The sequence below is a fragment of the Burkholderia sp. S-53 genome (assembly GCF_025560745.1).
Taxonomy (GTDB): Bacteria; Pseudomonadota; Gammaproteobacteria; order Burkholderiales; family Burkholderiaceae; genus Burkholderia; species Burkholderia pyrrocinia.
Map to the genome: position 1 here is coordinate 1608987 of NZ_CP090484.1, position 19166 is coordinate 1628152.

General features: G+C 67.2%; 17 protein-coding genes and 1 pseudogene. 8 read left to right on the forward strand and 10 right to left on the reverse strand.

All coding sequences use genetic code 11. From position 1 onward, the window contains the following. Positions 1-7: 7 nt before the first annotated feature. Positions 8-1495, reverse strand: coding sequence for a sigma-54 interaction domain-containing protein (locus LXM88_RS29325; protein ID WP_262546748.1), 1488 nt, complete (start codon positions 1493-1495; stop codon positions 8-10). A gap of 316 nt (positions 1496-1811) precedes the next feature. Between LXM88_RS29325 and LXM88_RS29330 the strand changes: the two genes are divergently transcribed. Further along, positions 1812-3215: a GntP family permease gene (locus tag LXM88_RS29330; protein WP_262546751.1), complete on the forward strand. Its 1404-nt coding sequence runs from the start codon at positions 1812-1814 to the stop codon at positions 3213-3215. 386 nt (positions 3216-3601) lie between these two features. Next, positions 3602-3853: a DUF4148 domain-containing protein gene (locus LXM88_RS29335; RefSeq protein WP_262546752.1), complete on the forward strand. Its 252-nt coding sequence runs from the start codon at positions 3602-3604 to the stop codon at positions 3851-3853. Between the two features lie 39 nt (positions 3854-3892). Here the strand turns inward: LXM88_RS29335 and LXM88_RS29340 are convergent, their stop codons facing one another. Next, a complete protein-coding gene (locus LXM88_RS29340; RefSeq protein ID WP_262546754.1) occupies positions 3893-5488 on the reverse strand; it encodes a thioredoxin family protein in 1596 nt (531 codons plus the stop codon). 99 nt (positions 5489-5587) lie between these two features. Here LXM88_RS29340 and LXM88_RS29345 point away from each other — a divergent pair, with 99 nt between their 5' ends. After that, positions 5588-5785 (forward strand): hypothetical protein, encoded by a 198-nt coding sequence (locus LXM88_RS29345; protein ID WP_262546755.1) that lies wholly within the window; start codon positions 5588-5590, stop codon positions 5783-5785. On the opposite strand, the gene LXM88_RS29350 is transcribed toward LXM88_RS29345, so the two are convergent. Continuing rightward, positions 5769-6269: a GNAT family N-acetyltransferase gene (locus LXM88_RS29350; protein ID WP_262546757.1), complete on the reverse strand. Its 501-nt coding sequence runs from the start codon at positions 6267-6269 to the stop codon at positions 5769-5771. The genes LXM88_RS29345 and LXM88_RS29350 overlap by 17 nt on opposite strands. Positions 6270-6410: 141 nt before the next feature. On the opposite strand from LXM88_RS29350, the pseudogene LXM88_RS29355 reads away from it, so the two are divergent. From LXM88_RS29355 to LXM88_RS29365, 3 genes and pseudogenes are all read left to right on the forward strand, one after another. Beyond that, a pseudogene (locus tag LXM88_RS29355) lies at positions 6411-7172 on the forward strand (phospholipase domain-containing protein); the annotation flags it as partial. 280 nt (positions 7173-7452) lie between these two features. Further along, a complete protein-coding gene (locus LXM88_RS29360; RefSeq protein ID WP_011353737.1) occupies positions 7453-7722 on the forward strand; it encodes a hypothetical protein in 270 nt (89 codons plus the stop codon). Positions 7723-7876: 154 nt separating this feature from the next. Continuing rightward, entirely contained in the window at positions 7877-8869 is a 993-nt protein-coding gene (locus LXM88_RS29365; protein WP_262546788.1) for a DedA family protein/thiosulfate sulfurtransferase GlpE, read from the forward strand. A gap of 51 nt (positions 8870-8920) precedes the next feature. Here LXM88_RS29365 and LXM88_RS29370 read toward each other — a convergent pair whose 3' ends face one another. The 7 genes from LXM88_RS29370 to LXM88_RS29400 form a co-directional block, all read right to left on the reverse strand. Further along, positions 8921-10372 carry an OprD family porin gene (locus LXM88_RS29370; RefSeq protein ID WP_262546789.1) on the reverse strand — a complete coding sequence of 484 codons (1452 nt, stop codon included), beginning with the start codon at positions 10370-10372 and terminating at the stop codon, positions 8921-8923. A gap of 167 nt (positions 10373-10539) precedes the next feature. After that, entirely contained in the window at positions 10540-11559 is a 1020-nt protein-coding gene (locus LXM88_RS29375) for an ABC transporter ATP-binding protein (protein WP_262546792.1), read from the reverse strand. Further along, positions 11556-12548, reverse strand: coding sequence for an ABC transporter ATP-binding protein (locus LXM88_RS29380; RefSeq protein ID WP_262546795.1), 993 nt, complete (start codon positions 12546-12548; stop codon positions 11556-11558). Before LXM88_RS29380 ends, LXM88_RS29375 begins: the two co-directional genes overlap by 4 nt. A gap of 1 nt (position 12549) precedes the next feature. After that, complete coding sequence (locus LXM88_RS29385; RefSeq protein ID WP_262546796.1) at positions 12550-13452, reverse strand: ABC transporter permease; 903 nt, start codon at positions 13450-13452, stop codon at positions 12550-12552. Between the two features lie 13 nt (positions 13453-13465). Beyond that, positions 13466-14404, reverse strand: a complete 939-nt coding sequence (locus LXM88_RS29390; protein ID WP_262546797.1) for an ABC transporter permease subunit — start codon at positions 14402-14404, stop codon at positions 13466-13468. A gap of 11 nt (positions 14405-14415) precedes the next feature. Further along, entirely contained in the window at positions 14416-16029 is a 1614-nt protein-coding gene (locus LXM88_RS29395; protein ID WP_175959962.1) for a peptide ABC transporter substrate-binding protein, read from the reverse strand. Between the two features lie 179 nt (positions 16030-16208). After that, complete coding sequence (locus LXM88_RS29400; protein WP_262546804.1) at positions 16209-16790, reverse strand: cupin domain-containing protein; 582 nt, start codon at positions 16788-16790, stop codon at positions 16209-16211. 499 nt (positions 16791-17289) lie between these two features. On the opposite strand from LXM88_RS29400, the gene LXM88_RS29405 reads away from it, so the two are divergent. Beyond that, complete coding sequence (locus LXM88_RS29405; protein ID WP_047902203.1) at positions 17290-18810, forward strand: peptide MFS transporter; 1521 nt, start codon at positions 17290-17292, stop codon at positions 18808-18810. Between the two features lie 117 nt (positions 18811-18927). Next, positions 18928-19134: a hypothetical protein gene (locus LXM88_RS29410; RefSeq protein ID WP_262546807.1), complete on the forward strand. Its 207-nt coding sequence runs from the start codon at positions 18928-18930 to the stop codon at positions 19132-19134. Positions 19135-19166 lie beyond the last annotated feature (32 nt).

A 19166-nucleotide genomic window follows, 5' to 3' on the forward strand; every position in this document is an offset into this window, starting at 1 on the left:
GATCGGCCTACCGGTCGATGCCCAGCGCCGCCAGCTTCTTGTACAGCGTCGCGCGGCCGATCCCGATACGCGCGGCCGCTTCCACGACCTTGCCGTCACAGGCCGCCAGCGCGTCGACCAGGAACTGACGCTCCCACGCCGCCAATGCATCGGCATACGAAGCGACCGGCGCGCCGGATGCACCGGCCGCGTCGCCCGCGCTCCGCTCGACCGGCGCCGCGGCAATCCTCGGCGCCGGCGATCCGGCGTCCGCCGACACGCGCACCGGCCCGAGGAACGGCGCGAGCGCGCGCGCATCGATCACCGAACGGTCCGACAGCATCAGCGCGCGTTCGAGCGTATTGCGCAACTCGCGCACGTTGCCCGGCCACGGATACGCGCACAGCATCCGCAGCGCATCGTCGGTCAGCTCGCAATGCGCGGCACGCCCGTGCTGGGCGGCCAGTTCCTCGAGCGTCGCATAGACGAGCGCCGCGATGTCGGATGCCCGCTCGCGCAGCGGCGGTGCGTGGATCGTCAGCACGTTGAGACGGTAATAGAGATCCGCGCGAAAACGTCCGGCTTCGACGAGCGCCGGCAGGTCGGCCGACGTCGCGGCGATGATCCGGACGTCCGCGCGCACGATCCGGTTCGAGCCGACCGGCTCGAACTCCTTGTCCTGCAGCACGCGCAGCAGCTTGCCCTGCAACGGCAGCGGCATGTCGCCGATCTCGTCGAGAAACAGCGTGCCGCGATCGGCCAGCTCGAACTTGCCGACACGCCCCTTGCGGTCGGCGCCCGTGTACGCGCCGGGCGCCGCGCCGAAGAATTCGGTTTCGAGCAGCGTGTCGGGAATCGCGGCGACGTTGACGGTCACGAGCGGCTGGAGCGCACGCGCCGACGCCGCGTGGATCGCGTGCGCGAGCAGTTCCTTGCCGGTGCCCGTCTCGCCGAGCAGCAGCACCGGCGAATCGACTTGCGCGGCCCGCCGCGCCTGGCGCTTGGTTTCGAGGCTCGCGGCACTCGTGCCGACGAAGCTCGCGAACGTGTATTTCGCGCGGCGCGCCTGTGCGAGCGAACGCTGCGTCGCGATCAGTTGCTGTTGAAGCTGCGCGTAGCGGGAAAAGATCGGCGTGAGCGTCTTCAACTGGTCGAACAGCGCGAAGCCGATCGCGCCGACCGTCTCGCCGGCCTCGTTCTTCAGCGGCAGGCGCGTGACGACGAGCGGCTCGCGGCCCGTCTCCATGATGTCGAGCAGGATCGGCTGCCCGGTCGACACGACCTCGCGCATCAGGCTGTTCGGGATCACGGTCTCGCAGTCGAGACCGACGGCCTGCTGCGGATCGGCGAAACCGAAGCGCGCCGCGTAACGCTCGTTCATCCACACGACGCGCGCATCGCGATCGACGACCACCGTGCCCGCGCTCGAATCCTCGAAGGTCCGGAACAGCGACTCGGCGGCGCGCCGCAGCACGTCGCCGTAGTTGACGGGCAGGCGGGCCCAGTCATTCATCATCGTGTCTTCGTCTCCGTGTATTTTCGGCCGGTTGTCTCCGGAACGAGACGGATTATCTCACTCCGGAGACACGCCACAATGCGTTGTCCGGGAAAGCCCTGCCCGATTTTGCGGGCTGGCCGGACGGCCATATCGTCTCCGGATGGAGACGTTTTCTGTAGAATCGTCAGACATGGACGGGCGCGGCCCCGCCCGTCTCCGGCGGACCCACGTCCGGCGGCGCAATCCGGCCGATGGCACGAAACCTGCACGAACCTGAGCCGGTCCGCGACACGTCGCGCGATCGAACAACTATCAAAGCCATTAGGAGACTCCCTTGTCATTCGTGATCGTCCTCGCCGCGCTGGCGTTCCTGATGTACGCCGCGTATCGCGGCTACAGCGTGATCCTGTTCGCGCCGATCGCCGCACTCGGCGCGGTGCTCCTGACCGAACCCGCCGCCGTCGCACCGGTCTTCTCCGGCATCTTCATGGAGAAGATGGTCGGCTTCGTCAAACTGTATTTCCCGGTATTCATGCTCGGCGCAGTGTTCGGCAAGGTGATCGAACTGTCCGGGTTCTCCGAGTCGATCGTCCATGCGGCGATCCGCTACATCGGCCGCTCGCGCGCGAATGCGGTGATCGTCGCGGTGTGCGCGCTGCTCACCTATGGCGGCGTGTCGCTGTTCGTCGTGGTGTTCGCGGTCTATCCGTTCGCGGCCGAACTCTATCGCCAGAGCAACATTCCGAAGCGGCTGATGCCCGGCGCGATCGCGCTCGGCGCGTTCTCGTTCACGATGGATTCGCTGCCCGGCACGCCGCAGATCCAGAACATCATCCCGACCACATTCTTCAAGACCACCGCGTGGGCCGCACCGGCACTCGGCACGATCGGCTCGCTGTTCATCGTCGTCGTCGGCCTCTCTTATCTGGAATGGCGCCGCCGTTCGGCGATGGCGAAGGGCGAAGGCTACGGCACGTCGCTCGTCAACGAGCCGGAACGCGTCGAGGCGACGTCGCTGCCGCACCCGGCGCTCGCGATCCTGCCGCTGATCCTCGTCGGCGTGTCGAACTTCCTGTTCACGAAGCTGATCCCGCAGTGGTACGGCGCCGCGTCGTACACGGTCGCGCCGGACGTGCTGCCGGGCGTGCACACGCCGGTGACGACGTCGATCAAGACCGTCGTTGCGATCTGGTCGGTCGAGGCCGCGCTGCTGCTCGGCATCGTCCTGGTCGTGCTGACCGCGTTCGGGCGCGTCAGCGACCGCTTCGCGGCCGGCTCGAAAGCCGCTGTCGGCGGCGCACTGCTCGCCGCGATGAACACCGCGTCGGAATACGGCTTCGGCGGCGTGATCGCCGCGCTGCCGGGCTTCCTGGTCGTCGGCGATGCGCTGAAAAGCATCCCGAATCCGCTCGTCAACGCGGCCGTGTCGGTCAGCTCGCTCGCCGGTATTACCGGCTCGGCGTCAGGCGGCATGAGCATCGCGCTCGCCGCGATGTCGGACCTGTTCGTCAAGGGCGCACAGGCAGCCAACATTCCGATGGACGTGCTGCACCGGGTCGTAGCAATGGCGAGCGGCGGCATGGACACGCTGCCGCACAACGGCGCGGTCATCACGCTGCTTGCGGTCACCGGCCTCACGCACCGCGAGTCGTATCGCGACATTTTCGCGGTCACCGTCATCAAGACGCTCGCGGTGTTCTTCGTGATCGCCGTGTATTACACGACGGGGCTCGTGTAAGTGCCTGCATGAGGCGGCGTTCCGTACGCCGCCTCCCGGCCGGCCGCATCGCCGCGGCCGGCGTCTTCCAGCCGGACCTGCCTGTCACGATCGGACCGCATGCGAACCGGAATGGATTCCGGAATTCGCATGCGGTCCGATTCCATTTCCCCGCTCGCCGGACCCGGTCGGCTCCGCACCGCCGCGCGGCGCGCATGGCGTCTCGCCCGACACTCTAGTCAAGCCGCCATCCGCCACCGCCCGCCCATTGTTGCCCGCAACAAAACACTGCGTTGGGCGCGATCGCATTTTTCGCGCGCCCGCCCGGGCCTACACTGGTTCCAACGTCGCCCGGCGCCTCGACGAACGAAGCGCGGCGAATCACCGGAATCCTGGAGGTCCCGATCATGAAGCGCCTGATCCAAGCCGTTGCCATTGCCCTGGCCGTATCGGCCCCGCTCGCCGCGCATGCGCAGTCGAACCAGCCGCTGACACGCGCGCAGGTCCGCGCCGAAGTGAAGGCGCTGAAGCAAGCCGGCTTCCAGTCGAGCGACTGGTTCTATCCGGCCAGCATCGTTTCCGCCGAAGCGAAGATTGCCCGCGAGCACGACGCCGGATATGGCAGCGATCGCGGCGCGTCGTCGGAGTCGGGCCGGTAATCGACCGTCCGGCCCGCTCGACGATGCGTGCGTGCGTCGTTACGCCTTCACGGGCTGGATCAGCTTCGCGCACGCCGCTGCCTGCGGATCGCCCGCGGGCAGCTTCCCGCATACGCCGTCGAACTGCTTCACGACCGACCGGACCGACGCATCGTGCGCGCCGCCGCTGCGCCAGCGGTTCAATTGCGTGACGACCTTCGTCAACGCGCGCAGGTTCGCGCCGTAGAACGCGTCCCGGGTCTTGCCGGCCTGCGCGAGCACGCTTGCGGCAATCCCTTCGATGCGCACCGAATCGTCCGGCGCCAGTTCGACCGTATTCGCAAAATAGGTCGCGCCCCAGCGCAGCTTCGTCGCCGGCCCGCTCGCCGAGTCGTATGCCTTGCGATACCAGTCGAGCGCCGCGGCCTTGTCGCCACGCGCCTTCGCATTTGCGGCCAGCCCTGACATGAAGTAGTACGGCGTCGACGAACGCGGCAGCTCGGCCTTCAGCAATGCATCGGATTCGTCGTACAGCCCCGCGTCGGTCAGCGTGTCCGCGCCTTCGCTGACGAGCGCCTGCCGTTCATACGCATTCGCGGCGCCCTGCACCGATGCGGCAATCTGCTTGCGCGCGGCGTCGGCCAGCGCCGGCGCAGCGAGCGGCGCGCCCTTGCGCGCGTCGCCGCGCGCGAGCAGCACGCGGCCGTGCAGCGCCATCAGCCGGTCGATCGACGACAGCGTGGTGTCGGTCGACAGGCGCGCGAGTGCCGTGTCGTACGCGCCGCGCAATTTCGCGCGCTGCGTGTCGTCGCCGCCGAGATACGCGACCACGCGTGCGGGCGCCGCGACCAGCACGTCCGAATCGGCCCGCGACAGCGCGGGATCGTGCAGCACCGTGCGCAGCGAATCGGCGAGCGCCGCCTTGTCGAGCGCGCCGGCCTGCGCCGGATCGTCCGACGCGGCGACCACCGCCGACTTCAGCGCGAAGCGCGCCGATTCGGCCTTCGCGCCGGCTGCCCGCGCGCGTTGCGCGAGCGACTGCAGCGTCTCGGCGACACGATCGGCCGGCACCGGCAACGCGCCGTCGGTATCCCACGAATAATCGGCCAGCAGGCGCCATTCGTCCGGCGTCAGCGACGCCCCGTTCTTCAGCGCCGTCGCGAGCGTCTGCCGCACCGGATGCGCGGCCGTCATCCCGAGCGACAGCGCCTGCATGTAGCGGTCGAGATCGGCCTCGCCCGGCAACCGCGTCACTTCGGTGCCGTCGGGGCGGAACAGGATCATCGTCGGATAGCCGTGCACCTTGAAACGCTCGCCGAGCTTCTGTGCGCTTTCGGTATCGCCGTCGAGATACACGGGCACGAAGAACGACGAGCGGGTCTTGAATGCCTGCTGGCTGAAGATCGTCGACTTCACCTGGTTGCACGACGGGCACCACACCGCGCCCCAGTAGAGCAGCAGCGGCTTGCCGGTGCGCTTCGCCAGCGCGAAGGCGGCATCGACATCGCCGTGCTGCCACGCGATGCCGGGCGGCAGATGCGCGCCTTCGGGCGACGCGCTCGATACGGTGGCGCCCGAAGGCGCGGCAGCGGCAAACGCCGCACCCGCGGCGGCGAACAGGCAGGCGGCAGTCAGATTCCGGAGAGCGGTTTTCATCGAAGCGGGTTCCGTTGAAAGAGACGGTTGCGGGAAGGTGTGTCACGCGAAACGACGGTCATGAAGCGATGTTCATGAAGCGATGAAGCGCACCGACGTGTGGCAACGCGCACGCCGGAATGCGGCGGCGCATGGCGCGCGCGCATCGAAGCAAAAGACGCGGACGCCGGCCGAAGCGACCGGCAAATCGATCAACGATACGACCGGCGCAGCCTGCGGGAAACGAACGAATTCTCGAATGAATATGACGCGCGGCACCGCGGCCGCGCCGGCCGCCTGTTCACTCCCGGCCCTTGATCCGCGCCATGTGATACACGGCCTCGTGCACGCCGTCGCGCAATGCATAGCCCGGCGATTCGCCTTCGATCCGGAAACCGTGCTTCTCGTAGAGCGCGATTGCCGCGCGGTTGTCGGTGAACACGGTCAACTCGAGACGCGTGATGTTCAGCCAGTTTTCCGCGAGATCGATCGCGGCCGCGAGCAGCCGGCGGCCGATGCCATGCCCATGGCGGGCCGCATCGACCATCATGCCGATCCCTGCCGCATGGCGCCGGCGCGGATTCGGCCCGACGTCCAGGCCGAGATGGCCGACCACCGCGCCGTCGATTTCGGCGACGAGGCTCACGCCGCGCTCGCGCGCGTTTTCGAGCCGCTTCTGCCATTTCTCGAGCGACGGAAACGGATGCTGCAACGTATTCATGTACACCGCGGGATGGGCGGCGATCTGCCGGATCGCGTCGACGTCGTGCGTCTCGCTGTGCCGGATCTTGATGTCGGTCATGGGTGGGCCGGTCCGAAAAGTCGCGCCTGCGGCGCGGACTGCGCACATGCGCAGCAACGTTTCGAGCTTATCCGATTTCACGCATTTGAAACATGGGCGTCGCGTGGTCGCGCGATGCCGTTGCATCCGCAACGACACGCAATCACGCCGCCGGCCGCGCCGGCGCTGCCCACGCAGGCCACCGGCGTGCGCCCGTCGCGCGCGTTGCCGTACGAGCTGCATGCGAGCGTGCGCACCGATGCCGGCACCGGCACGGTCACGCTGACGTTCGCGAACACGGGCCGCGCCGCCGCCGTGTTTCACGTCTATGACAAGCTGCATCTCGACCGCCTGCCGCAGCGCCATGTCGTCGAACCGGGCAAGACGCTGCACGGCGACTGGGCCGCGCGCGCCGACAACGGCGGTAAATATGACCTGCGGGTGCTCGGCCCGAACGGCTATCACCGCCTCTTCACCGGCGACCTGAGCCGCCTGGCCGGTGCGCGCGCACCTCATCCGGAAGTTCGCGTCGGCTATGCGGGCGCGAGCGGCAACCTCCACCTGCGACTGCGCAACGACCGCGGCGGCACGGTGCGTTTCACGGTGAAGTCGAATCAGGTCTACGGCCCGCAGTCCGGCCGCGGCGCGAACGACGATCGCGGTCAAGGCCACGGCAACGAGGACGGCAACAGCCAGGGTCACTATTACGGCAATGGCAACGGCACGGGCACCACGTGGACCGCCACGGTGCGGGCCGGCGACCAGTCCGAGCTGCACTGGAAGCTCGACTCGACCGGCCACTGGTACGACTTCATCGTCACCGCGGACAGCGACGCGAGCTTCTCGCGCCGCGTGGCCGGCCGTGTCGAAACGGGCCGCCACTCGGTCAGCGACCCGGCGATGGGGCTGGCCGACCGCTTCTGACGCCGCGGCGGCGACGCGCGTTGCACCGCGTGTCGCCGCCCGCGCCGGCACGACCGCGAACGCCGCCCAGGCGCCCACCGCCGCCGCGCCCGATCCGGCTGAAACGCCCGCCCGGCGCGGGTCAAACGCGACTCAAACATCGGAGGGATCGATGGTTCAGCCCTCAATTCACCCCACGAAAATGCTCCGTGTTGTGGCCCGTTCGCGTTAAACTCCCACAAGCTGTATTCAACAAAGATATCTTTGCCGCTACGGCATCCACGACACGAGGATAGGTTCGATGCGCACTACCGGCTCATCCGGGGCAATGACCCTGCTCACCGAACACGACCCGGCCGACGGCCGCGAACTGCGGTCGCTCCGGCTCGAAGCCACCGGCGACGGCAAGAGCGTGCTGCTGATCGAGATCGACGAACGCAAGCCCGGCATCCACCGCGAGGTCCGCTACGAGATCACGCCGGCCGAACTGATCGCGGCGATCCGCTCGCACGGCGCCGAGCTGCCCGGCGAAAACCACGGCGCCGCGTCGCTCGCCCGCACGTCCTCCTGATTTCGAACGGTGAGCCGCGCGCAGCGCGCCGGCTCACCGCGATCTCCCTGCCGCCGTCAGGCGCTTTCCGTCATTCCCGCCGCTGTCTTGAAAATGGCCGATAATCGGCCCATCTGCGTTTCCTGCCCACGCACTTCCTTTTCGGCCAGCCGTCATGCTCCGTGACCTCGTCGCCCAATACGGGCCGCTTCTCGTCTTCGCCAACGTGCTCGCGGCGGCCATCGGCCTGCCGGTGCCCGCGATGCCGACGCTCGTGCTGTTCGGCGCGATGTCCGCGATGCATCCGGAGATGATCGGCTCGCAACTGGTGACGGTGGTGGCGCTGTCGGTGTTCGGTGCGCTGATCGGCGACACCGTCTGGTACGTCGCCGGGCGGCGTTACGGCGGCACGACGCTGAAGACGATCTGCCGGCTGTCGCTGTCGCGCGATACCTGCGTGAGAAAGACCGAGCGCTTCTTCGGCCGCTACGGCGTGCGCGTGCTCGCCGTCGCACGCTTCATCCCCGGGCTGTCGCTCGTGTCGGTGCCGATGGCCGGCGCGCTCGGCACGCGCTATCGCACGTTCGCCGGTTACGACGCGCTCGGCGCCGCGCTGTGGACGATCGTCGGGCTGGTGGCCGGGATCGTGTTCTACCGGCAGATCGACTGGCTGTTCGCCGGCGCGAGCCACCTCGGCCGCGCGGTGCTGCTGGTCATCGTCGCGCTGCTGGCGATCTATGCGGCCGTGCGCTGGATGCGCCGCCGCGCGCTGATCCGCCAGCTCGCGAACGCGCGGATCGGCGTCGACGAACTCGACCGGCTGCTGCGCGACGCCACCGCGCCGGTGGTGCTCGACGTGCGCTCGCCCGAACACCGCAAGCTCGACCCGTTCACGATTCCCGGTGCGCAGTTCGCCGACGATCGGCAGATCGGCGACATCGTCGCGCGCTATCCGCTCACGCAGAAGTTCGTCGTGTACTGCTCGTGCCCGAACGAAGTGACGGCCGCGCTGATGGCGAAGCGCCTGCTCGACGCAGGCTTCACCGATGCGCTCGCGCTGCGCGGCGGCCTCGACGCATGGCGCGATACGGGCCGCCAGCTCACGTCGCTCGCGGAAGAGATGCCCGCCGCGAACGATCCGGTCGCGGGGTTGCACAAGCCGGCCTGATCGCACTGCTCGCAGGCCGGCCGCGCGATGCGGGGGCCGTGCCCCCTTCGATCAGAACGCGTGCAGCGGCAGGTTCACGACCAGACGGTACTCGCGGTTCGTCGCGTCCGACGAGTGTGCCGAACCGTTGTGCCACATCGCGATGAACGTGACCTTCGTGTCCTTCAGCTTGCCGCTCTGGAACGTGTACGACGGGATGAAGCCGAACTCGTGGTGACGGCCCTGCACCGGCGCGCCGTTGCTCCAGTAGATGCTCGACTTGCTCGGGTCGTTCGCCGCGCCCGCGCTGCCGTCCGCACCCCAGCCCGTCACGCCCCAGACCATTGCCTTGAAGCCCGGCAGGCCCGCTTCCTTGCCGTAGAACGTGTAACGCAGTTGCAGCGACTTTTCGTGCGGCGCGTTGTAGTCGACGTCCATCGAGTTGGTCAGGAAGATGCCGTTCGTTTCGTTCAGGTAGTCGAAGAACTGGTCGCCGAGCACCTGCTGGAAGCCGAGCAGCAGCTCGTGCGGGCCGTGCTGCGCGGCCACCGACAGGCTGTAGGCGTTGTTGTCGATCTTGCCCTGCCGCGCGTCGCCCGTGTCGTGCGTCGAGTAGACGTTGCCGAAGCCGGTCCACTTGATCGTCTGCGGGCTGCCGATGCTGTGCTTCACCGACGCGTAGTACTGGTGCCACACGTCGTCGGCCTGGTTCGCGTACAGCGCGACTTCGCCGTTCGGCGAGTAGTCCCACGTGCCGCCGACATACGTCAGGCGATCGATGCGCGTGCCGCCGTATTGCGTCGTCAGGTTGGTGAGCGTCGTGTGACCGCGCGCGTTGGTCTTCGTGAAGCTGCCGGCCTCGAGCATCACGTTCTTGAATTCATTGCTGACGATCGTCGCGCCGAGGAACGTCGGCGGCAGCGCACGGTTGTCGTGCTGCTCCATGAACGGGTTGTCGACGGCCTGCAGGCCGTACTTGACCACCGTGTTCGAGATGCGCGCCTTGATGTCGTAGATGCCCGGGTAGGCCCATGCGAGCTGGTTGCTGCCGCCGCCGCCCTTCGCGATGTGCACCATGCTGCCGGCGCCCTTGCCGCCGTCGAGCTTCAGTGCCGCATACAGCGACGCGTCGAAGCCGATACCGATCAGGCCCGTCGTATAGCCCGACTCGAAGTTCGCCATCGCGCCCTGGACCCACGCGTGGCGATGCGGGCCGCCCTTGCTGTCGAGCACGTCCGCATAGTTGCGGAACAGGAAGTCGAGATGGCTGTCGGCAATGAAGCCCTTCGACTTCGACTGCGCCGACGGCTCGTCGGGCGGCGTGACGGCCTGGGTCGCCTCGGCATTGATAATGGCGTTCTGTGTCGGTGCGCCGGTGGCCGGTGCGGCCTGCGCGACCGTCAGCGGCGCGGGGGCCGCGTCGTCAGCGTGCGCCACGCCCGTCAGCGAGACACCGGCGAGTGCCGGCAGTCCCCATGCAAGCAGCATCTTCGATGCCGTCCCGATCGTCTTCTGTTTCTTCATCGTCATTCTCGTCTTGTGTTGATATCGTCCACGCCGGTTGCGATCCGCTCCCGGCCCCCCGGCGCGCCCGGTTAAGGACGCGCCTGTACCCCGCGACGCGAAGATCGTTCGCGCCGCCCCTTGCCCCTGTTGACCAGCCTTGGTTTTGTTTGCCGAGTTACTTCAGATCACGCCGCGCCCGCACGAATGCACGCGACACGCGCCGCCGACCCCTGCCGCACTTCCGGCAGCGGCACGTCCTGCGCGCACGCGTCGATCGCGACCGGGCAGCGCGTGCGGAACGCGCAGCCGGACGGCGGGTTGAGCGGCGAGGGCATCTCGCCCGCCAGCAGCATCGGACGGCGAGCACGCTCGCGCGCCGGCTCCGGCGTCGGCGCCGCATCGAGCAGCGCCTTCGTGTACGGGTGCTGCGGCACGCCGTACACGTCATGCCGCGTGCCGAACTCCATCACGCGGCCGAGATACATCACGAGCACGCGCTGGCTGATGGCCTTGACCACCGCCAGATCGTGCGCGACGAACAGATAGGACAACGATAGTTCTCGTTGAAGGTCGCGCAGCAGGTTCACGATCTGCGCCTGGATCGACACGTCGAGCGCCGACACGGGTTCGTCGCAGATCACGAGCTTCGGCTCGCCGATCAGCGCGCGGGCAATGCCGACGCGCTGGCACTGTCCGCCCGAGAATTCGTGGGGATAACGCAGCAGGTGATGTGCGTTCAGGCCGACGCGTTCGAGCATCGACACCACGCGACGGCGCACTTCGGTGCGGCCGAGGCCGGCCTGGTGCGTGACGAGCGGCTCGGCGACGACCTGCTCGATCGTCATGCGCGGATCGAGCGACGCGAGCGGATCCTGGAAGATCATCTGCACTTCGCGCCGCATCGCGTTGCCGCGCAAGTGATCGGGCGTGACGGCTTCGCCGCGCCATTTCACGGTGCCGGCCGTCATCGGCACGAGGCCGATCAGCGCACGCGCGAGCGTCGACTTCCCGCAGCCCGATTCGCCGACGAGCCCGACCGTCTCGCCGCGCTTCACGTCGAACGACACACCGTCGACCGCGCGCAGCGTGCCTTTCGGCGACCACGGATAGCCGCCGAGCGGCACGCGGAAATGCACCTTCAGATCCTCGACGGACAGCAGCGTGTCGTCCGTCGCGCCGGCATTGCGGCGTTCATTGACGCTCATCGCAGACCTCCCGCCAGATCGGCGACGGGGCGGTGGCATGCGCGCACCGCGCCCACGGCGCCATAGGTTTCGAGCGCCGGGCGCGCGGCGCCGCAGCGTTCTTCCGCATACGTGCAGCGCTTCGCGAACGCGCAGCCGGCCGGCGCGGTGCCGGGCATCGGCGGATTGCCGGGAATCGCGACGAGCGGCGCATCGTGCGCGTCGGTCAGGCGCGGCAGCGCGTTGAGCAGGCCGATCGTGTACGGATGCGACGGCGCCGCGAAGATCGAATCGGCCGGCGCGTATTCGACGGTGCGGCCCGCATACATGACCATCACGTCGTCCGCGAGGCCCGCGACCACGCCCATGTCGTGCGTGATCAGCACGATCGCGGTGCCGCGCTCGCGGTTCAGCTCGCGCAGCAGGTCGATGATCTGTGCCTGCACGGTCACGTCGAGCGCGGTGGTCGGCTCGTCGGCGATCAGGATTTCCGGCTCGGACAGCAGCGCCATCGCGATCATCACGCGCTGGCGCATGCCGCCCGAGAACTCGTGCGGATACATGCGGATGCGCCGCGCCGCGTCGGGAATGCGCACCGATTCGAGCGCCTCGATCGCGCGCTTGGTCGCTTCCCGGCGCGACAGCTTGCGATGCAGCTGCAGCGTCTCCGTCATCTGCCGCTCGATCGTCAGGAACGGATTGAGCGACGTCATCGGATCCTGGAAGATCATCGCGATCCGGTCGCCGCGCACCTTGTTCAGCGCGCGCGTATCCATGTCGAGCAGGTTGTCGCCGCGATAGCGCGCGGCGCCGGTCGTCGTGCCGTTGCCGGCCAGCAGGCCGAGCAGCGCCATCACGGTCTGGCTCTTGCCCGAGCCCGATTCGCCGACGATGCCGAGCGTCTTGCCGGCTTCGAGCGAGAACGACACGCCGCTCACGGCGTCGATCGGCGGCGCATCCTTGCGCGTGAAGCGCACGCCGAGGTTGTCGACTTCTAGTAGTGCGGCCATCTCAGCGATCCTTCGGGTCGAGCGCGTCACGCAGGCCATCGCCGACGAAGTTCACGCAGTAGAGCGTCACGCACAGCATGACGGCCGGGGCCAGCAGCAGCCACGGCATCGATTCCAGTTTCTGCGCGCCGTCCTGGATCAGCACGCCCCAGCTCGTCATCGGCTCCTGCACGCCGAGGCCGAGGAACGACAGCACCGATTCGGTCAGCACGATGCCCGGCACCGAGACCGTCGCGTACACGACGACCACGCCGAGCAGGTTCGGCACGACGTGGCGCAGCACGATCGACGTCGGCGTCACGCCGATCGCGCGGGCCGCGTCGACGAACTCGCGGCTGCGCAGCGACAGCGTCTGGCCGCGCACGACACGCGCCATGTCGATCCACGAGAACGCGCTGATGGTCAGCACGACCAGCATGAACGAGCGGCCGAACAGGGTCATCATCAGGATCGCGATCAGCAGGTACGGGATCGCGTACATCATGTCGACGATGCGCATCATCACGGAGTCGACGCGGCCACCCGCGAAGCCCGCGGTCGCGCCCCACGCGACGCCGAACAGGCCCGACACGAGCGTGCCGAGCACACCGACCTCGATCGACACGCGGCCGCCGATCAGCGTGCGCACGAGCAGGTCGCGGCCGAGCTCGTCGGTGCCGAACCAGTGCTGGTTCGTCCAGGTCGGCGGGAGACTGATCGAGCCCCAGTCGCTTGCGGCGGGGTCGGCCGCAAGCAACCACGGGCCGACGAAACACGCGAGCGTGATCAGCGCGAGCAGCACGAGGCTGAACACGGCCGCGCGGTTGTGAAGGAAACGCGCCATCGCAAGCGCGAGCGGCGAGCGCGAACGCGGCGGCGAGTCGGTCTGCACGGGCAGGCCGACGACGGGTGTAGTCGGAGTCATCGCGGTGCCTCGCTCAATAACGGATGCGCGGGTCGAGCCACGCGTACGCGAGGTCGACCAGCAGGTTGAACAGCACGGCGCAGACGGTGGTCAGCACGACGAGACCGAGCACGAGCGTGTAGTCGCGGTTGATCGCGCCGTTCACGACGAGCTGGCCGAGCCCCGGCAGCGCGAACACCGATTCGGTGACGACGGCCGCGGTGATCGACGAGATGCAGACCGTGCCGAACAGCGACACGACCGGCATCAGCGCGGGCTTCAGCGCGTGGCGCAGCACGATCGTCGAGCCCGGCAGGCCCTTCGCGCGCGCGGTGCGGATGTAGTTGCTCGACAGCGTCTCGATCATCGAGCCGCGCATCACGCGCGCGAGCAGCGACATGTTGATGAAGGTCAGCAGCACGATCGGCAGCAGCCGGTACTCCCAGCCGCCGTCGCCCCAGCCGCCCGCCGGCAGCCAGCCGTTGCCGGCCGAGGTTTTCAGCAGGATCGCGAAGATCCACACGAGCACCGGGCCGAGCACGAACGGCGGCACGACGTTGCCGACGTTGCCGATCAGCATCACGATGCGGTCGATGAAGCTGTCGCGGCGCACGGCCGCGACGGTGCCGAGCAGCACGCCGAGCCCGATCGAGATCGGGATCGACACGCCGCCTACGCCGAGACTCACCGGCAGCGCCTTGCGCACGAGATCGTTCACGGACCAGTCGACATAGCGAAACGACGGACCGAGGTCGCCGTGCAGCAGCGCGTCGAGATACAGCAGGTACTGCTTCCACAGCGGCTGGTCGAGGTGGTACTTCGCGTTCAGGTTCGCGAGCGTCGCCGCGGAAAGCTGCTTCTCCGTATCGAACGGACCGCCGGGTGTGAAGTGCAGCAGCAGGTAGCAGACGGTGACGACCGCGAGGATCGTCGGCACCGCCCACAACGTGCGCCTCAGTGCGTAGGCCAGCATGATCGCTCCGCTCAGTGCTTGATCAGGTACATGTCCTGCGAAGCACGCATGTCGATCACGTTCTTCAGCGAGTAGCCGCCCACGTAGGGCTTCACGAGACGGTCGGCCGAGTACTGGAACAGCGGGACCATCGGCGTGTCGTTCAGCGCGAGGTCGTGTGCCTGCGTGAGCAGCGCGGCACGCGCCTTGTCGTCGAGCTTCTGGTTGCCTTCGTCGACGAGCGCGTCGGCCTGCTTGTTGCAGTAGCCGACGGTGTTCTGCGCGCTGCCGCAGCGCAGCAGGTCGAAGAACGTCATTGCGTCGTTGTAGTCGGCGAACCAGCCGTCGCGCGCGATCTGCACCTTGCCGTCATGCCGCTCCTTCATCAGCACCTTGAACTCGACGTTCTCGAGCTTGGTGTTGACGCCGAGCTTGGTGCGCCATTCCGACGCGGCGAACAGCGCGACCTTCTTGTGCAGGTCGTTGGTGTTGTAGGTCAGCGTGAACGACAGCGGCTTCGCATCCGAGTAGCCGGCCTGCTTCAGCAGGTTCTTCGCCGTCTCGACGCGCTTGGCCATCGGCCACGACGCCCAGTCCGGCGTGAACGGCTGCACGCCCTTCGTGCCGTTCGGCATCAGCCCGTACATCGGCTTCTCGCCGGCCTGCGTGAGCTTCGAGGTCAGCACCTCGCGATCGAGCACCATCGACAGCGCCTGGCGCACGCGCTTGTCCTTCAGCGCCGGATCGCTGTTGTTCAGGTAGTAGTAGTACGTCGCGAGCTGCAGGCCCTGGCGCAGTTCGCCGCCGAACTGCTTGCTGACCTGCTGGAAGATCCCCGACGGAATCGAGTAGCTGTAGTCGATCTGGCCGGCCTGGTACATGCGCATCGCGGTCTCGTCGCTCTCGATCGGCAGGTACGTGACCTTGTTGATCACGACCTTCGGCGCGTTCCAGTACTTCGCGTCCTTCGAGATCACGATGCGGTTGTTCGGCTGCCAGTCGACCAGCTGGAACGGGCCGTTGCTGACGATGTTCCCCGGGCGCGTCCACGCGTCGCCGAGCTTCGTCACCGTGTCCTTGTTCACCGGCGCGAGCGGCACCATTGCGGTCAGCTCCGGGAAGAACGCGACCGGCACGTCGGTCGTCACCTCGAGCGTGTACGGGTCGACGGCGCGCACGCCGAGCGTCGACGGCGCGGCCTTGCCGGCGATGATGTCCTTCGAGTTCTTCACGAACTCGACGAGGATCGTGTACTTCGAGCCCGTCTTCGGATCGACGAGGCGCTGCCACGCATAGACGAAATCGGCGGCCGTCACCGGCTGGCCGTTGCTCCACTTCGCGTCGTGGCGAAGCTTGAAGATCCACGTCTGCGGCGTCTTGCGTTCCCACGACAGCGCGACGCCCGGCACGACCTGGCCGGCCGCATCGATGCGGGCAAGCCCTTCGAACAGGTCGAGGCCGATCGTATTGCCGGTCCACGATTCGATGTGCGCGGGGTCGAGCGACTCGACCTCGGCGGGCACCTGTCGCGTCAGGTCCTGTTGAGGAGCGAGCGCGACGTTCGACGGAACGGTAACGGCGTGGGCAACGGGCGTCGTCAGGGCGAGCGCGGCCAGCACGGCCGACATGGCATGCAAGGATTTCATCGTGGCAGTCTTGAGAAAGTGTGTTCGGTGAGCGTCGCGCGGCGAATGCCGCGGCTTACGCGTGAGACGCTGACGGGTGCAGCGATTGAGGAGGCCCGTGATTCTCGTATTGCATTTTAGTATTCCTTACGTTTCTTTCGACAGGCATCCCGTCTTGGAAACGAAGGAATACCTGTGCGTTAGAACAGCCTCGGCGTACCGACCCAGACCACCACCGACTCGATCTTCGCGGTGTTGACCCAACTGTGCGGGACCGTCGACTGATAGTGCGAACTGTCGCCGGCCTGCAGGACGAACGTCTTGCCTTCCAGCGTCAGCGACACTTCCCCTTCAATCACATACAGGAACTCCTCTCCCGCATGTGTCGTCACTTCCGACCGCTTCTGCCCCGGCGGCAACCTCACGAGGATCGCCTCGAGCTGTCGCCCTTCGGATACGTTCGTCAGCCTCGCGAACAGGTTCGCCGAATCGGCAAACCCGAAGAAGCGCAACTGCTCGCCTCGGCAGACCGAGCGTTCCTCGCTCGGCGTATCCACGAAGTACTGCACCGTCACACCGAGCGCGTGCGCGATACCGGCCAGCGACGTCAGTGACGGCGACGCGAGCCCGCGCTCGACTTGAGACAGAAACGGCTTCGAAATCCCCGCGGCGGTAGCGGTGTCGTCGAGCGTGCGCTTGAGTCGTTGGCGCAACGCGCGAATCTTGCTGCCCAGTGCGGCGGCAGCGTCTGCGGACCGCGGGTTTTCAGTGGGGGGAACCATAGCAGGCCGAAAAGTAGTCGTCAAAAAATGTTTGATGGAAAATAACTAAGTTAGATCGATATAGCTTAGTCTTCGGGTTAACACACGCCTTCGGCGTTGAGCCCGGTGCACTAAACGGGGCACGAAGCGAGCGAAACGACGCGCTATCTTGCCAGACTCGCCGGCTTCACAGGCAAGCTGCAAGCGGCTCTCCGGGAATCTTCGGAGAGCCGGTCGACATGTTTACAAATAGATGACGAGACGAATGTTCCTGAAAGCTGCTGCCACATCGGGAGTTTCCCTGAGTGGCGCATACCTGACGCACCGGACCGGCGAACGTTACCATTCGCGCGCCGGTCGGGGCCACTCGCCGCCTCACCGGGCGGTGTCCGCCCCCGGCCCGGGCTAACCGCCCGACTGTTCCATCGCCAGCGCAAGACCTACCCGGCCCATTGTGCATCGGCGCCAGTTCGACCCCAAGACGACGCGTGATCCGTGCCGTCCGTTTCAACCGAGATTGATGATGCATTCACCTGTTTCACAAACCCGATCGTTTACGACGGTCTTCCTCATCGAAATGTGGGAGCGCTTCGGCTACTACGGCATGGCCGCGCTCCTGGTCCTCTTCATGGTCGACCGGCTCGGTTTCACCGACAGCCATGCGAACCTGACCTGGGGTGCGTTCACCGCGCTCGTCTATGCGGCCCCGTCGATCGGCGGCTGGATCGGCGACAAGGTGCTCGGCGCCCGCCGCACGATGATCATCGGCGCGGCCGTGCTGTGCACCGGCTACCTGATGCTCGCGGTACCGAACGACCAGCTCACGTACATGTACGCGTCGCTCGGCGTGATCGTCGTCGGCAACGGCCTGTTCAAGGCCAACGCGGCGAACCTCGTGCGCCGCATCTATGAAGGCGACGATGCGCGCATCGACAGCGCGTTCACGATCTACTACATGGCGGTCAACATCGGCTCGACGGTGTCGATGCTCGCGACGCCGTGGATCAAGGATCACTGGGGCTGGCACACCGCGTTCGCGGTCTGCTGCGGCGGCATGCTGCTCGCGATCCTCAACTTCATGCTGATGCACCGCACGCTCGCGCACGTCGGCTCGCAGCCCGACGAACAGCCGATCCGCTGGAAGCGCCTCGGCGCGGTCGCGGCAGGCGGCGTCGCGCTCGCGCTGATCACGCTGTACGTGCTGCAGCACAAGCAGCTCGCGGTCGCCAGCGTGTGGACGGCGGCGTTCGCGATCCTCGCGATCTTCGCGTACATGATCGCGAAGTCGGAGCGCTCGGAACGCGCGGGCCTGATCGCGGCGCTCGTGCTGATCGGCCAGGTGATCCTGTTCTTCATCTTCTACGTGCAGATGTCGACGTCGCTGACGCTGTTCGCGCTGCGCAACGTCGATCCCCGCTTCATCCTGTTCGGCACGACGCTGTTCACGTGGAGCGCCGCGCAGTTCCAGGCGCTGAACCCGATCTGGATCATGCTGCTGAGCCCGGTGCTCGTGTGGGTCTACAACTCGGTCGCGAAGGGCGGCCGTGACCTCCCGGTCGCCGCGAAGTACGCGCTCGGCTTCGGCGCGGTCGCCGCGGGCTACCTGGTGTTCACGATCAGCGGCCGCTACGCGGTCGACGGCCGCGTGTCGTCGTGGTTCATGGTGTGGGGCTACGGCCTCTACTCGCTCGGCGAACTGCTGGTGAGCGGCCTCGGCCTCGCGATGATCGCCCGCTACGTGCCGGCGCGCATGAGCGGCTTCATGATGGGTGCGTATTTCGTCGCGACGGGCGTGTCGCAGTATCTCGGCAGCGTCGTCGCGAACTTCGCGCAGATGCCGTCGCACGAGCTGCCGGCCACCGAATCGCTGCCGCTCTACCTGTCGCTGTTCGAGAAGCTCGGCTGGCTCGCCGCGATCGGCATGCTGCTCGCACTGCTGCTGCTGCCGCTGATGAACCGCCTGTCGCGCCAGCATCAGCGCTGCGCGGAAGAGCGCCGCGAAGAAGCGCTGCAGGCGCAGGGCGCCGTCGCGACCCAGTAAGTACTATCCCTTGGCGTGCGGCATGCACGCCACATTCTCCTGCCGGTTGCGCGATCGCGTCCTACACTGGTTGCAAGAAGCGCTTCAACCAGGACGCGCGACAGGCAGGGGAATACGATGAAAAGCAAGACCACGCGGATCCTGAGGATGCTGTCGGACATCCGGCACGCGCAGCGCTGCACCGCGATACGCGCCGCCCGGGCCGCGGCCGAAGTCGACGCGGTACTCGCGGAGCACGACGACGCTGCGCCGGACGAACGCGACGACGCCGAATCCGACGAAGCAACCGCCGTTCCCCGCTCCCGTATCGGCTCACCTCACTGACGCCGCGCGGCACGTTGCGTGCCGCATGCGCC